Raw genomic sequence first — 15,383 nt, forward strand, 5'->3', positions numbered from 1 at the left:
ATGACCCCACTTGCCGGACTAAAAGTTGTCGAACTTGCCCGAATTCTCGCGGGCCCCTGGATTGGCCAATCGCTTGCCGACCTGGGCGCAGATGTCATCAAGGTGGAGAGCCCGGCGGGCGATGACACCCGCAAATGGGGGCCTCCGTTCATTGAACGCGACGGCGACAAAAGTGCTGCCTATTACTATGCCGCCAACCGGGGCAAGGACTGCGTGACATGCGATTTCCGCACCCCCGAAGGGCAGGCGCAGGTGCGTGACCTGATCCGGGACGCGGACATTCTGATCGAAAATTTCAAGGTTGGCGGGCTTGCCAAATACGGGCTGGATTATGACAGCGTGAAAGATCTGAACCCGCGCCTGATCTATTGCTCGATCACCGGGTTTGGGCAGGATGGCCCCTATGCCAAACGGGCGGGGTATGATTTCCTGCTGCAGGGCATGTCAGGGCTGATGTCGATCACTGGCGAGCCGGATCGTCAGCCCCAGAAAGTGGGGGTCGCGGTCACTGATATCGTGACCGGGCTTTACGGTACCATTGGCGTGCTGGCCGCAGTTGAGCAACGCCACCGCACCGGCAAGGGCCAGCATATCGACATGTCCCTTCTGGATTGCGCCACGGCGATGCTGGCCAATCAGGCGATGAATTATCTGGCCACAGGCGAAAGCCCTGAGCGACGCGGGAACGCGCATCCGAATATTGCGCCCTATCAGGTTCTGCCGACAGCGGACGGGCATTTCATTCTGGCCGTTGGCAATGATGGGCAGTTCCAACGGTTCTGCGAGGTGATCGACCGCGAAGATCTGCGGGAAAATCCCGATTTTGCCACCAATCAGCTGCGCGTTGAGAACCGAGAGGTTCTGACGATCGAAATCGAGCAGGAAACGCAGAAATGGCAAAAGGCCGATCTTCTGGACGCGCTGGAGGCCGCCACGGTGCCCGCTGGCCCGATCAACTCGATCGGTGAAGCATTTGACGACGCTCAGATCAAACACCGGGGCATGGAAATTGCACCGGAAGGGGTGCGTGGGGTTCGTGGACCCTGGGTCTTTTCAGATGCGAGCCTGGCTCTGGACAAATCGGCACCCGTCTTGCCGAAACCCTGATCCTGCCCCAAAAACGAACATAAGGCCGGGCCATTCCGCCCGGCCTTTTTTGGGTCCTGTGGAAATGGGCAAAGAGCCAGAAAACTAGTTTTCTAGTTTTCTAGTTTTCTAGTTTTCTTCGAAATCCACCTCCCCTCCCAAGACCACAACAAAAAAGGCCGCCCGCCTGAAAACAGGACCGGGCGGCCAGTTATGGGAGTGTCTGAACAGACACGGGCCGGCGCCACGGGGTGCAGCGCCGGATCTGGTTTGGCTTAGAACAACAGGTTCGGCAGCCAGAGGGCGATTTCCGGGAAGGCCACAACCAGCGCCAACCCGATGATCTGCAGCACCACAAAGGGCAATGCCGCTTTGTAGATATCCACGATGGTGATCTCGGGCGGCGCCACAGAGCGCATGTAGAAAAGGTTGTATCCGAACGGGGGCGTCAGATAGGCCGACTGCATCGACAGGATGAACAGCACCGCAAACCAGGTAGTATCAAAGCCAAGGTCACGGACAATTGGCACAAAAAGCGGCACCGTGATGAACACGATCGCAAAGTCATCCAGAAACATGCCGAGCACAAAGTAGGTGGCCAGCATGGCAATGATTACCCACATTGGCGACAGGTCGAAATCTTCGATCAACTCGCCGACAATCTGCCCGGCCCCCAGCCCCACATAGATCTTCGAAAAGAACACGGCCGCGATGGTGATCCACATCAGCATGCCCATCAGCTTGGTGGTGGTCAGCATGACATAGCGCAGCATGTCCCAGCTGAGACGGCGCTGGATCCCGGCAATGACCAGCGCGCCGAACGCCCCAATGGCAGAGGCTTCGGAGGGTGAGGTTACACCGCCGATGATACAGCCCAGAACAGTGACAATCAGGATACCCGGCGCGATCAGGAAACGCAGCGACAGGAATTTCTCTTTGGCCGAGAACTGCTCTTCTGCCGGGGGGCCCATCAGCGGGTTGATACGGCAACGCACGAGGATATAGGTGATATAAATACCGGCCAGCATCAGGCCCGGAACAAGGCCCGCGGCAAAAAGCTTGCCCACGCTGTCACGCGACAGGAAGGCATAGATGATCATCAGAACCGAAGGGGGGATGAGAAAGCCCAACGCGCCCCCGGCCATGATTGTCCCGGTCACAAGCTTGCTGTCATATCCGCGCTTCAGCATCGCCGGCAGCGCAATGATCCCCAGCGACACAGTTGCCGCCCCGGACACGCCCGCCATGGCCGCAATCAGCGCACAGATGATCACCGTACCGATGCCAAGCCCGCCGGGCAGACGGCCCATCAGCTTGTGAATCATTTCAAACAGGTCATCGGTAATGCCCGATCGCTGCAGCACCAACCCCATGAAGATGAACATTGGCAGGGCCACGAGAAGGAAATTGTCCATCGCAGAGAAGGTTGAGGAAATCAGCAGGTCCAGCCCACCATCCCCGTAAATCATCCAGGCACTGCCCACGCCGCAAATGGTCAAGGCCCAGGCCAGCGGCGCGCCCAGCGCCATCAGCCCCAGCATCGACAAAAACATGATCGCAGTGATCGTAAGGGGATCCAGATCCGCCATTTTACACTCCCAACCGGGGCCCGTTCCGCCCCTTTTTCGTATTAGTCTTGCGCCTCGGGTACATATTCCGGGTCGGTCTGCGAACTGTCCTCGCCATCGCGCGGATCTTCGAAATCAATCCCCAGCATGGTCAGGAAGGCGCGCAGGAACTCGGCCAGGTTCTGCAGCCAGACCAGCCCGACAGCCACCGGGATCACCGTCTTGATCGGATAAAGCGCCGGCTGCCAGATCGACTTGTTCGAATATTCGCGCACCGCCCAGCTTTCGGCGGCAAACTCGACCGCCATGACAAAAAAGATCCCCATGACCAGCAGGCCGATGGCAAAAATGATCACGTCACAGGTGGCGCGGGCGCGCTCGCCCAACATGCCCCAGATCACCTCGGAGCGCACATGTCCGCCATGGCGCAGCGTGAAGGCACCTGCGAGAATGCAGAAACCGCCATAGAGCATCGTCGACATTTCATGCGCCCAGATCGTGGGCGAATTAAGGAAATAGCGTGCGATAATTTCCAGCATCAGCACGGCAATCATCGCAAGCGTCAACCAAGAAATGGCCCGTCCGACGAACTCGGACAGGCCATCTTGAATGACAAGATATCTTGTCACCCAACCCATTACAGGCGCCCTTGGGCCTTCGCATTGGCAACCAGAGCGTCAATAAACTTCTGGTTACGCGGGCTGCGGGCGGCTTCTTCCTGCCACACGCCTTGCGCGGCCTGGGTCAGCGCTTTGCTGTCCGCATCCGGCAGGGTGGCGTATTGGAACGTGCCTTCAGCCACGCCTTCATTGCCATCAGCCAGCCACTGGTGGATGTCGTCGGCAAACTGCTGGATCGCGGTTTTCAGGATGTCCTTATGCTCATCCGAAAGCTTGTTCCAGCTGTCGGGGTTGGCAAGGAAGGTTTCGGTCCACCCCGGCATCAGCATGTTCATGAAGGTGTAGTTGGTGGCGGTCTCGTGCAGTTTCAGCTGCTCGTATTCCACCGGGCCACCGTAGATCGCACCATCGATCACGCCGGTCGACATGCCGATGTAAAGTTCCTGCGCGGGCAGGTAAACGGTCGGGATATCAAAGGCCGACAGAACCTTGGCCACGTTCGAGGTGGCGCGGATTTTGCGGGTTTTCAGATCTTCCAGCGAGGTCACCGGCTCTTTGGTCAGAAGGTCGTAGTTGTGGCCATAGCCTTTGCCCAGATAAACGGTGCCCGCTTCGGCATAGGCCTCAGTCAGCAGCGCATCCACTTCGGCGCTTTCGAACAGGCCCTTGGCCTCTTCCACGGTTGCCCATGCGCCCGGCAGACCAGCTTCGATATTGCCCACGTCAATCTGACCCGACCAGTAGCCACCAGTGCCGTGCACGATGTCGACGGTGCCCTTGGCAACAGCATCTGCAAACTGGTCCGAAGCCACCAGCTCGCCACCGCGGAAATACTGGATCCGCAGCGTGCCGTTCGAGGCCTCCTTGACCGCATCACGGAACTTCTTGGCGATCGGGTCGATCTCGGTGCCATAGAAGGTGTGGAACCGCAGGCGCACGGTGTCAGCCGACGCGGTGGTCGCAACGGTGGCCAGGGCGGCAGCACCGGCCAGGGCACCAAGGGCCGCGCGGCGCGTAAAGGTTGTGAAAGTCATTTTGTCTCCTCCCGAGGCAAGGCCTCACAGTCTTCAGGGATACCGTCCGGTCACGCAGAGCAGCAGGCCGGTATGCCTCCGGCTCCTACAGCATCCCGCCAATGCCGCGCAATATTTTAAGCAATTTACGCGGCGTTTTTGCGCAATTTCATGCGCACTTTTGATCAAAAGAGACAGGGGTGTTTTTGTAATATTTTTTATTTTCAGAGATTTACCATGAATTCTAACGAATTATTGCAAGTTATCTTTTTGCGGTTTTCCATGCTGAACGCGCACAAAATTGTCGCATAAGCTGCCCTAGGTCACGATTCGAATCCTGATTGACGTCCCCCAGGTAAATTTCGTTATCGCAAACAGAAACACCCTGAACCGTCAGGCTCAGGGTGCGATTGGGGGGCTCAGGCGTTTCGGGTCAATCCTGAGGCGCGTATTTGCCTCGAAACACCCGGATCAGTGATACCTCTTGCTGCGTTTCAGGTCACGTCGCCCTGGCTGAGCCGCTCGAAATCCGACGCGTCATGGCGTTCGTGCAGCTGTTCCTCTTCCGGGCCCCAGGTGCGGTTCACAATACGACCGCGCTGAACGGCGGGACGCTCCAGAATCTCTTCCGCCCAGCGCCGCAGATGCCTGTAGCTTTCGACCTGCAGGAACTCCCCCGCGCCATAGGCCTGCCCCAGCACCAGGTTGCCATACCAGGGCCAGGTTGCAATATCGGCAATTGTATAGCTGTCGCCGCCAAGGAAGCGATGCTCTGCCAGCTCGCGGTCCAGCAGATCCATCTGCCGCTTGACCTCCATCGTAAAGCGGTTGATGGGGTATTCGTATTTTTCTGGCGCATAGGCGTAGAAATGCCCGAAACCGCCACCCAGATAGGGGGCCGATCCCTGCAACCAGAACAGCCAGTTCATGACCTCGGTCCGATGGGACAGATCTTCTGGCAGGAAGTGGCCGAATTTCTGAGCGAGGTAGAGCAGAATGTGACCGCTTTCAAACACGCGGGTCCCGGTGTCACGGTCGAACAACGCGGGAATTTTCGAGTTTGGGTTCACCGCCACAAAGCCGGAGGAAAACTGGTCGCCCTCACCGATGCGGATCAGGTGGGCATCATACTCCGCCCCCGCAACGCCCAGCGCCAGCAGCTCTTCCAGCAAGATGGTGACCTTCTGACCATTCGGCGTGCCCAGAGAGTAAAGCTGGAGCGGGTGGTCACCGACCGGCAATTCCCTGTCATGTGTGGCCCCGGCAATGGGTCGGTTGATCTTGGCCCATTCGCCCCCGTTTTCCTCATCCCAGGTCCAGACCTTCGGCGGTTCATATATGTCTTTGGGTGCCATTGGTTCTCCTTACCACGTCTGTGACCAGCACCTGGGCTGGCGGCTGCTTTACACGGAAGATATGGAACGCCCCGGCCCAAAGGCAATGGGCAGACCATGATCCCGCCGGGAAAAACGATGAAAAATCCGTGAAACCCCAACCCGCCACCAGGGATCAGGTGTCTGGCTGTTTCAGCACCTCCGCCAGAACCGGGAGGAGTTGCGACGGTCGGAAAGGCTTTGTCACAAACGGGAAATCCGCCAGTTCCGGAAACCCTGCATCCGCAGGCGAAATGGAAAAGCCGCTCATCATGATGGCCTTGAGGCCCGTCTGGATATCCGCCAGCGCGCGATAGGTTTCCCAACCATTGCGGCCCGGCATGGTGATGTCGATCAAGGCACAATCAAACGGCCCTTTGCTGCGCATCAAAGCCAGCGCGCCATCGCACCCCTGTGCAACAAACGGGGCATATCCTGCCTTGGTCAGAGAGGTTCTGAGCATCGCCCCCAAGACCTCTTCGTCATCCACCACCAAAACCTTCTGCGCACGCGCATCACCCCCCTGCACCACGCCGTCCACACATGTCGCTTTGTCAGCCCCGGCAGACGGCGCTGCCACCGGCGGAAAGGCGAAGCGGAACGTGGTCCCCTGCCCTTCCTCTGTGTCCAGCATGATCGACGCCCCATGGGCGCGGGCAATCCCCAGCACCGCCGCCATCCCCAGACCCTTGCCGTTCTCTTTCGTGGTAAAATAGGGATCAAACACTTTTGCCGCGACCTCGGCCGACATGCCCGGACCTGTGTCAGACAGCTCCAGAAGCACACACTCCCCTTTGGTGCGAGCAGGTTCAAACACCATGCGCCCGCGCTCCTCCAATGTCAGCGGGCGGCGCTGCAGCCGGATTGTGATGCGACCCTCGCCTTCCGTCATGGCCTCCATCGCGTTCAGCACGAGGTTCATCAGCAACTGGGCAATCTGCGTCTTGTCCGCCTGCACCCAGAATGGCTGTTCGGGCAGCTCCAGCTGCAGGTCAAATTGCGTCGCTGAAAAGGGCAACAATCGCAGCGCCTCACGGATGGTCTCTCCGAATTGCACCGGCTGCATCTGACCGGCACCCGCCCCTTTGGCATAATCCAGAAGGCGCCCCACAAGGCTGGTGGACGCCTCCAGGCACGAACTGATCACATCAAGGCTGTTGCGCGCCGGATGGTCCGGTTCCAGCACGTCCAAAGCAAGCTCTGAATGCCCAACCATACTGGCCAGCAAATTGTTGAAATCATGCGACAGGCTGCTTGCCATCAATCCCAGGCTTTCGGTCTTCTGTTTGATCAGAAACGCAGCCTCCGCCGCACGGCGCAGCTGATCCGACTGGTGGCGACGCAGCTCGGTCTCAACCCGATGCACAAGCAGCCGCAACAAATCGCTCTCTCCCAATCGTTCCGACATATGCCGGTCATTTAGCAAAGCGACGTGACCAATGACCCGCCCCTCTGCATCACGCAAAGCAATTCCCAGATAAGCCTGCACCCCCTGTTCGGCAAAGGCGGGCTGATTGGGAAACATCTGTTGCAACCCCTCTTCGATCAGGAGCTTCCTTCTCTTCCGCAGCCCTTCACAAGGGGACCCCTCATAAGGGACCAGCGCCCCCTGAAGCGCGGGCACATCCACCCCGGCCAGGCAATATCCGAGGATACGGAAATGGTCGGGATCACTGTCGACACATTCGGCGATAAACACTGTTTTCAGCGCCAGCGCCGCCTGCAAGCTGGCAGCCAATCGCGGAAACCGCGCGTTGCTATCATCCGCCTCGGCATCCTGCAAAAGCGCACTTAGCGTCGCGATCTTTCCGCGCATTTCCAGCTCATACCCCAGACGGGCCGAAAATCGTTCAAGCAACTCAAGCGCGGACCGGCTGTCTTCCTCGCCGACCTTGCGTTTCCAACTGGCCTGCACCAGCCCAATGATTTCCCCAACCGAGTTTCGAAGCGGCATCCCCACATAGGAGTGAAACCCGTAGCGCCGGAAAAAACTGTCCCGCGGATAGAGGTTTTGCACATTACCCAACACGACCAGAGCCCGCCCCGACACCACCACTTCATGGCATGGCGCCCCCAGGGTTTCATACTCAAACAACGCACGATCATTGTCCCTGAACGAGCTGGCACAGACCTGCACCCGCTCGTGTTCAAACATCCGAAACGCACCGATTGTGACCATCTCAGCCTGTAGCTGCAGGCCTGCAAATTGCACAAACTGATCGAAAAACGCCTGACCGGAGGCTGATTGAAGCGGTGCTTCGGAAGAAAAGGGAACTGTCAAAGATACCCCCCATGGCCGTGATATGCGCCACTCATCCCCACGACCTCATCCATCCGCAAGCAAAGTCGCCTCATCTGCCAGGATTGACAACAACCGATCCTTGGTGACCGGTTTGAAAATATTGCGCCCCACGGACAGGCTTCTTGCACGCGCAATCATCTTGGCCGCCATGATCGACGTATCCGCCCCCCCGGTCATGAAGCGTATCCGCAACGGGCGATCCACCCCGGCCAACCCCTCAACCGCCTGGATCCCGTCCAGTTCGGGCATATTGATATCCACCAGCAAAAGGGCTGCCCCCCCTGCCAACTGCACCTGATCCAGAAGCTCCCGCCCATTTGCGCAGACCACAACAGACCAGCCATCGCGCTCAGCCACCGTTTTGAGGAACAGAGCAAAATCGGAATTGTCATCTGCAATATACAGTTGCTTCATGTCAAAATGGCCCTAACTGCGCTCACGCAACTTGAAGGATAGTTTGAGCTGTCAGTAAAACTTTGAGATGCATCAATATGCAACCGCTTTCGACACCCGAAAACAAATTTCCCGATGGTTGGCGGCATTATGAAGGCGCAAGGGGCGCTTGAAGCGAAGTCTGTTAGGCAAGGAGAAACGAAAACAGCCCTGAGGGCTGTTCACCCCAAACACTCGATCAACTCTATCACTGATATGAAATGACGGAGACGAAGGGATATCCTATTTCAATCTGCCGATGCAACGATGCCAGTGGGTTAGCTTGAACCACACCAGAGGTACTTATCTGAACTGTACCAGATGACTGTGCCATGGGAAGGGGATGTCGCCAGACAACCCACCAAATTTCGTGCCGGTAGCGGGGCCGTTGCCCTTGCCTTCCCGCACCGGGTCCAGAATTCATGCTGGCGCAAAACGCATCATCGTGCTGTCAGGGGCTTACGAGTTCAAGCGTGATGCGGTGCATCAGATCACGGTGCGGGGGTATCCGGTTCGGGAGGTTTCCCGGCGTTTGGGCGTCAGCACACATTCTTTGTACAAGTGGAAGAAGCAATTCCGTGAGCCGGCACCAAAGAAGCCCGACGTGGATCATGAAGCCGAGAACCGGCGACTTAAGCGCGAACTGGCCAGGGTGACGGAGGAGCGTGACATCCTAAAAAAGGCAACCGTGTACTTCGCGCGAGGGTCCCAATGTAGTACCCTTTCATCCGTGCACATCGCGAGGAGTTCGACATCCGGGCCATGTGCCGGGTGCTTCGGGTTCATTTCAGCGGGTTCTATGCATGGCTTAAGGAACCGTTAAGCCACCGCGCACTGGAAGATGAACGGCAAACCGAGCTGATCCGGCAGGCTTGGGCGGACAGCGGCAAGGTCTATGGCTACCGCAAGCTCACCGACGATCTCTTTAAACCAGCTATAATACAGGCTCTGAGCAATGCCCTCGCGACGGCACAGCTCTGCAATACTGTCTTCACCCTTCAGGCCGTCCAGCACGATCCTGATCTTGTTCACCCGATCACTCGGACCAATGGCGTTCACGGGCTCACTCAACTGAATACTGCTTGCGCGTGGCGCGGCGGATGTCTTTGACGATCTTCTCGCCGAAGCTCTTGCGGGCACCGGGCTTCTGCCTCATCTCCACTCCTTGTTGGTTACGAAGTGCCAGAAACCCTCTCTTATCAAATCGACCTAAACTGTCCCATTGGCGCTGACGTCAGGCAGTGGCAGGTTGGGTGGCACGACAATCGGATAGGTGTTTATGCTTGCCACGCCCGAATGGGGAATAGCCCCTCCGTGCTGATCAAATTAGGATCGGCCACTGCGTTTGCTCCTCGACGAGGCGCTGTTGATCGCCTCCTGACCTGCCTGCACCAGAACGTCTCGCCGGACGAAAACCGCGTCCCCTGCCCCAGCAACACGATGGCCTTGCTGAGCAATATTCGAAGTCCTTTGCGTGTCAGCCTCAACACATCCCTGAAGTGTCCAGCCAGCGCCCCCAGTATGGCAAACACAAATATTTTTAGGGGCATTCCCACACTTCCATCATCGGCTTTGATTCAAATTGTAGAAAGCTGGCCCTTGAGAGTGTGTCAACCTAACCCCCTTCAAGACATTCCGTTGGCTCCACTCAAATGGCAACACCAATCGAAAAAGGCGAAGCCTGACAGCTCCGCCTTTTAAGGTTTCAACACCCCCGCAGGGGCCATGATGCCCTACACCGTGCCACCAAGGCTGCCCTCAAGCGCGACAAGTTCCTGCCCGCCAGCCATCAGGTCCTGCAACTCTTCAGGGGTAATCTGTCCGCGCTGCGCCGTGCCCAGCGTTTTGCCGCGATTAAGCACCGTGAAACGATCCCCAACCGCAAGCGCGTGGCGTACGTTGTGCGTGATAAAAACCACAGCGATCCCCTGTTTACGGACTTTGTCGATCGTGGCCAGCACATTCGCCGTCTGACGCACACCCAAGGCCGAGGTCGGCTCGTCCAAGATCAACACCTTGGCACCGAAATGCACGGCGCGGGCAATGGCAACCGTCTGGCGTTCACCACCCGACAGGGTGCCCACGGCCTGATCTGGGCCACGCAGGTTGATGCCCATCTTGCGCATCTCGTCCATGGTGACCTGATTGGCATAGTCATGGTCGAAGAACTTCATCGGACCGACCTTCTTCTCTGGTTCATTGCCCATAAAGAAGTTCCGGCTGACCGACATCAGCGGGATCATCGCAAGATGCTGGTGCACCGTCGCAATCCCTGCACTGATCGCGTCACGCGGGTCGGCAAAGCTCATCGGTTTGCCTTCGAAATAGATCTCGCCATGGGTGGGCTGATGCACTCCGGACATGGTTTTGATAAAGGTCGATTTGCCCGCGCCATTGTCGCCCAGCAGGCAATGGCATTCGCCAGGGAAGACCTCAAGCGAGACACCTGCCAGCGCGATGACGCTGCCGAAATGCTTCTCGATGTTTTTCATCTGGATGATTGGAGCTTTTTCCGGATTCATATCAACGCTCCCCCGTGATGATGCGACGAATATAGGTGTTCAGGATCACGGCCCCCAAAAGGATCACGCCCAAGAACACACGGAACAGGCTGCTTTCGACACCGGCAAAGAACAGGCCCTGCTGGACGACGCCGAAGATCAGCGCGCCAAGGGCCGCCCCCAGCACCGAACCATAGCCACCGGTCAGAAGAGCGCCGCCGATGACCACAGCAATGATCGCTTCGAACTCTTTCAAAAGCCCCCGATCCGCGCCGGCCGAGCCAAACTCCATCACCTGGCAGACCGCAAAGATGGTCGCACAGAAGGCGGTGAACATGAACATCAGGATCTTGACCTTGTTGACTGGCACACCCGAGTTGCGCGCCGCTTCGGCATCGCCACCCGAGGCGAAGATCCAGTTGCCGAACTTGGTTTTGGTCAACAGCACATGGCCAAACACGATCAGAAGGATCGCCCAGATGATCAGCATCGGCACCCCGTCCACAACGGGCTGACCCTTGCGGGTGCCGCGCTCGAAAACCGCGATCATGCCGGTGTCACCAAGCCACTGAAACAGGCCGGTCAGGATCTTGCCCCCAAAGATCGGCGCCAGCCAGTCGCCTTCGGCCGCGTCCTTGATCCCGCCGATAATGGTTTTGCGCTCAATCACCTGCGGCAGGAAAATGGCAAACCCACGCAGGATGAACAGGAAGGCCAGCGTCACGATGAAACTTGGCAGCCCCGTGCGGATCACGATGAACCCGTTCAACGCCCCAATGGCAATGCAGATAACAAAGGTCAGCAGGATCGCGAACCAGACCGGCCAGCCAAGGGTCACGCTGAAAATCGCGATCAACATGCCCGCAAAGCCGATCATCGACCCGACCGACAGGTCAAACTCGCCCGCAATCATCAACAGGCAGGCCCCTACGGCGATAATCATGAACTGGGCCGAAACGGTGGACCAGTTCATCATGCCCTGGCTGTTGAACATGCCGCTGTCGAAGGCAAACAACAGGAAGAAAGTGAAGACGGCGACGGTGCCGACGATGCCTCCCAATTCGGGGCGGATCAGCGCTTCGCGAAAGCGGGACCGGGTCTTGATTCTCTCATCGACCACAGGTTTGGTGGGTGCTTGGGACATGGTATGCCTCTGGGTCCTTGATCAGGGTGGATTAAGGGCGACCAAATTGCTCCGGTCGCCCTTCGGGAGAAGATCAGCGGTATTCGCCTGCAAACATTTCGATCTTCTCAAGCCCGTCTGCGGTCACGAAACCGGGGCCAGAGTTGATATTGTTGCCCGGCAAAACACCGTAACGGTGGAAATTGGTCATAACCACAACCGGCAGATAGGCCTGCAGGAAGGGCTGCTGGTCGATGCCCCACTGGATCACACCGGATTTGATGCCTTTGACAATCTCGCCCCCCAGATCGAAGGTGCCGAAATAGATGTCGCCCGCCATGCCGTTTTCTTCCAGCGCCAGAAGGGTCGGATCAGCCGATGTCGGCCCCAGGGTCAAAACCGCATCCGTGTCCGGGTTGGCCGACAGATAGGCCAGCACGCGGTTCTTGATTTCCGCCGGGTCCTGCCCCGCATCAATCATCTGCGTGCCCAGCTCAACACCCAGACCGTCAGCAAACCCCTGACACCGCTCTTGCGAAGATGGCTGCACAATATAGTGGTTTACGCAAAGGAAGCTGCCCACGCCATCGCCCTTGGCGCGCAGACCGGCCGCATAACCCGCGTCATATTCCGGCTGACCCACATACATCAGGGCGCCGACTTCGCGGGCCTGCTCCGGGGTGCCGGTGTTCATGATGATCACGTCAACGCCGCTATCCACGGCCGATTTGATCGGGCCGGACAGAACGTCATAATCCGCCAGAGTGGTGATGATTCCATTCGGACCAGAGGCCGCAGCCTGCTCGATGATGCGCGCCATATCCGCCAGATCGCCGGTGGGCGGGTTGCGGTATTCAACCTCGACACCCATCTGTTCGCCCGCCAGCGCAATTCCGTTCTTGATCGTATTCCACCAGCTGTCGCTGTCAGGCGCATGGCTGACGAGGATGTATTTCTCGCCCTCGGCCGAGGCGGTGGTCGCCGCCATCAGCGGCGCCGCAGCCACAGCAGCCGCAAGCGCAAGTTTCTTCGTAAGTGAAGTCATGATTTCCTCCCAAAATTCACCTTTTCACGGTGCGAGAGCGGTCTTCTCCGCCTCTCGACTCAAATAAAACACACCTCGAACCATTTTGCAACCGGTTGCAAAATGACGGAGTGCATTTCATACTGCAGGGACCGCAGAAACCCGCTAAAAGGATCGCAGAAGCAAGTTAAGAAGGCAAACACAGCATGGCCGTTACGTTGAAAGAGGTTGCAGAGCGCGCAGGCGTATCCCGCTCAGCCGTCTCGCGCACCTTCACCGATGGCGCCTCGGTCTCGGACAAGATGCGGCGCAAGGTCGAAAAGGCCGCGCGCGAGCTTGGCTACAGCCCGAACGCCTTGGCCTCGTCTCTGACCACGGGGCGCACGAAACTGATCGGCCTTGTCTCGAACAACTTTCACAACCCGATCTTCCTTGAGGTGTTTGACCTGTTCACACGCGGCCTGCAGGATCGGGGCCTGCGCCCTCTTCTGGTCAACCTGTCTGATGAAACAGATCCCGAAAACTCGGTGCAGATGTTGCGCCAGTATTCCGTCGACGGTGTCGTCGTCGCGTCCTCCACCTTGCCGCCGGGCTTCGCCAAGGCCTTCCGCGATGCGGGCGTCCCGGTTGTACACAGCTTTGGCCGGTATTCTTCGGCTCCGCAAGTGCATGTGGTCGGCATCGACAACGTGGAATGCGGGCGCATGGCCGCACAGACCCTGATCGCACGCGGGTATGCGCATGTGGCCTTCATGGGCGGGCCAGAGGATGCAACCTCAACCCAAGACCGCTTTGCCGGGTTCATGTCAGAAATAACCAAGCACCCAAACATTCAGACCACACATTCTTTCGCCGAGGCCTATTCCTTCGACGCCGGACGGAAAGAGATGCTGCGGCTGATCGACACCTCCCCCGCGCAGGCCTATTTCTGCGGCGATGACGTGCTATCGATCGGCGCCCTGTCTGCCATCAAAGACAGCAATCTGCGCGTCCCGGAAGACATTGGCATCATCGGCCTGAACGATATGGAAATGGCGCGCTGGGAGAACATCGACCTGACCACGATTCACCAGCCCATCCGGCAGATTGTGACCTCGTCCATTGAACTTATGGTCGCGATGCTGGACGAACCAGACCGCTATCCCGAGGCCCGGATCTTCCCTTGTTCGATCGTCGAGCGGGGCACTTTGCGCCCCGCCTCGTAAGCTTACCTGAACATCGGCGGACGCGCGTCCATCCACGCCCCGCCATCCTTGGCCGACGCCACCGCTGTGTGAACTGCCGCCATTGAGCGCACGCCGTCCGCTGCGTTGGGCAGCCCGTCGCGATCCGCGCCAGAAATCGCATCCGCCAGATCACAATAGATGTTGGCGACGGCCAGCGGGAAGCCCTCGGGATGGGCAATGGCCACTCGGCTAAGGCGCTGCGCGTCTTCATGCAGCCCGCCTTCACCCTTCTCGATAATCTGGGTACGTCCGCCAACCGGGGTGTAGACCAGCTGGTTGGGTTGCTCAGAGGCCCAGCGAAGCCCACCAGTTTCCCCAAACACCTGAATGTCGAACCCGTGCTGGCGACCGATGGCCACTGACGAGGTCCAAAGCCGCCCGACAGTGCCGCCTTCCATACGGAAATTGACCATCGCGTCATCTTCCAGAACCCGCGACGGAATGGTCGAGGCAAAGTCGGCCGAGAGGCGCTGCACCTCGTCGTCACAAATGAAGCTCGCCATGTGCAAGGCATGGATGCCGCAATCGGCGAACTGCCCGGAAACCCCCGCCATTTCAGGGTCATAGCGCCAGCGCACGCGCGGATTGTCCGCGTCTGTTGCATCGCCATGATGTCCATGACTGAAGCTGGTGACGACCAGACGGATCTTGCCAACTTCGCCCGCGCGCACCATCGCGCGCGCCTGTCGCACCATCGGATAGGCCGAGTAGCAGTAGTTCACTGCGCAGATCTTGCCCGATTTCTCGGCAATTTTCACGATCTCTTCGCCTTCCTCGACCGTCATGGTCATCGGCTTTTCGCACAGCACGTTAAAGCCGGCTTCCAGAAAGTTCTTGGTGATCTCGAAATGCGTCGCGTTGGGTGTAGCGACAGTGACCAGATCGATCTTGTCGTCTCGGTCTTTTTCGCCTGCAAGCATCTCTTCCCAATCGCCATAGGCACGGTCCGCTGAGATGCCTAGACGTTGCGCATACTCACGCCCCACGTCAGGACGGTGATCCAAGGCCCCTGCGGTGAATTCAAAACGGCCATCCGCGAGGGCACCAAGGCGGTGCGCCGGACCGATTTGGCTGCCTTCGCCGCCACCGATCATGCCCCATTTCAATTTCGTCAT

Annotated in this window: 12 protein-coding genes and 2 pseudogenes; 3 read left to right on the top strand and 11 right to left on the bottom strand. The window is 58.3% G+C overall.

Features of this window, described 5'->3' with window-relative positions:
* Entirely contained in the window at nt 1-1,107 is a 1,107-nt protein-coding gene (locus K3J57_RS10640; RefSeq protein ID WP_259775725.1) for a CaiB/BaiF CoA transferase family protein, read from the top strand.
* A 254-nt stretch (nt 1,108-1,361) separates the two neighbouring features.
* Here the strand turns inward: K3J57_RS10640 and K3J57_RS10645 are convergent, their stop codons facing one another.
* From K3J57_RS10645 to K3J57_RS10670, 6 genes are all read right to left on the bottom strand, one after another.
* Complete coding sequence (locus K3J57_RS10645; RefSeq protein WP_259773023.1) at nt 1,362-2,675, bottom strand: TRAP transporter large permease; 1,314 nt, start codon at nt 2,673-2,675, stop codon at nt 1,362-1,364.
* 41 nt (nt 2,676-2,716) lie between these two features.
* Nucleotides 2,717-3,292 carry a TRAP transporter small permease subunit gene (locus K3J57_RS10650; RefSeq protein WP_055190122.1) on the bottom strand — a complete coding sequence of 192 codons (576 nt, stop codon included), beginning with the start codon at nt 3,290-3,292 and terminating at the stop codon, nt 2,717-2,719.
* Nucleotides 3,292-4,308 carry a TRAP transporter substrate-binding protein DctP gene (gene dctP / locus K3J57_RS10655; RefSeq protein ID WP_055190124.1) on the bottom strand — a complete coding sequence of 339 codons (1,017 nt, stop codon included), beginning with the start codon at nt 4,306-4,308 and terminating at the stop codon, nt 3,292-3,294. The genes K3J57_RS10650 and dctP overlap by 1 nt, the downstream gene beginning before the upstream one ends.
* 473 nt (nt 4,309-4,781) lie before the next feature.
* Nucleotides 4,782-5,642, bottom strand: a complete 861-nt coding sequence (gene yghU, locus K3J57_RS10660) for a glutathione-dependent disulfide-bond oxidoreductase (RefSeq protein WP_259795782.1) — start codon at nt 5,640-5,642, stop codon at nt 4,782-4,784.
* Nucleotides 5,643-5,796: 154 nt separating this feature from the next.
* On the bottom strand, nt 5,797-7,941 hold the full coding sequence (locus K3J57_RS10665) for a hybrid sensor histidine kinase/response regulator (RefSeq protein WP_259791652.1): 2,145 nt from the start codon (nt 7,939-7,941) through the stop codon (nt 5,797-5,799).
* Nucleotides 7,942-7,986: 45 nt separating this feature from the next.
* Nucleotides 7,987-8,376 (bottom strand): response regulator, encoded by a 390-nt coding sequence (locus tag K3J57_RS10670; RefSeq protein ID WP_259773028.1) that lies wholly within the window; start codon nt 8,374-8,376, stop codon nt 7,987-7,989.
* Nucleotides 8,377-8,833: 457 nt separating this feature from the next.
* Here K3J57_RS10670 and K3J57_RS10675 point away from each other — a divergent pair.
* Nucleotides 8,834-9,318, top strand: a pseudogene (locus K3J57_RS10675) (transposase); the annotation flags it as partial.
* Here the strand turns inward: K3J57_RS10675 and K3J57_RS10680 are convergent.
* The 4 genes and pseudogenes from K3J57_RS10680 to K3J57_RS10695 form a co-directional block, all read right to left on the bottom strand.
* A pseudogene (locus tag K3J57_RS10680) lies at nt 9,280-9,550 on the bottom strand (hypothetical protein); the annotation flags it as partial. The pseudogenes K3J57_RS10675 and K3J57_RS10680 overlap by 39 nt on opposite strands.
* Before the next feature lie 577 nt (nt 9,551-10,127).
* Nucleotides 10,128-10,916: an ATP-binding cassette domain-containing protein gene (locus K3J57_RS10685; protein WP_259784515.1), complete on the bottom strand. Its 789-nt coding sequence runs from the start codon at nt 10,914-10,916 to the stop codon at nt 10,128-10,130.
* Nucleotide 10,917: 1 nt separating this feature from the next.
* Complete coding sequence (locus tag K3J57_RS10690) at nt 10,918-12,039, bottom strand: ABC transporter permease (RefSeq protein ID WP_259791655.1); 1,122 nt, start codon at nt 12,037-12,039, stop codon at nt 10,918-10,920.
* 73 nt (nt 12,040-12,112) lie between these two features.
* Nucleotides 12,113-13,063: a sugar ABC transporter substrate-binding protein gene (locus K3J57_RS10695; RefSeq protein ID WP_259784519.1), complete on the bottom strand. Its 951-nt coding sequence runs from the start codon at nt 13,061-13,063 to the stop codon at nt 12,113-12,115.
* Nucleotides 13,064-13,248: 185 nt separating this feature from the next.
* Here K3J57_RS10695 and K3J57_RS10700 point away from each other — a divergent pair, with 185 nt between their 5' ends.
* Nucleotides 13,249-14,247 (top strand): LacI family DNA-binding transcriptional regulator, encoded by a 999-nt coding sequence (locus K3J57_RS10700; protein WP_259791658.1) that lies wholly within the window; start codon nt 13,249-13,251, stop codon nt 14,245-14,247.
* A 2-nt stretch (nt 14,248-14,249) separates the two neighbouring features.
* Here K3J57_RS10700 and K3J57_RS10705 read toward each other — a convergent pair whose 3' ends face one another.
* Nucleotides 14,250-15,383, bottom strand: coding sequence for a Gfo/Idh/MocA family protein (locus K3J57_RS10705; RefSeq protein WP_259784523.1), 1,134 nt, complete (start codon nt 15,381-15,383; stop codon nt 14,250-14,252).

The sequence above is a fragment of the Aliiroseovarius crassostreae genome, assembly GCF_025137635.1.
GTDB lineage: Bacteria > Pseudomonadota > Alphaproteobacteria > Rhodobacterales > Rhodobacteraceae > Aliiroseovarius > Aliiroseovarius crassostreae.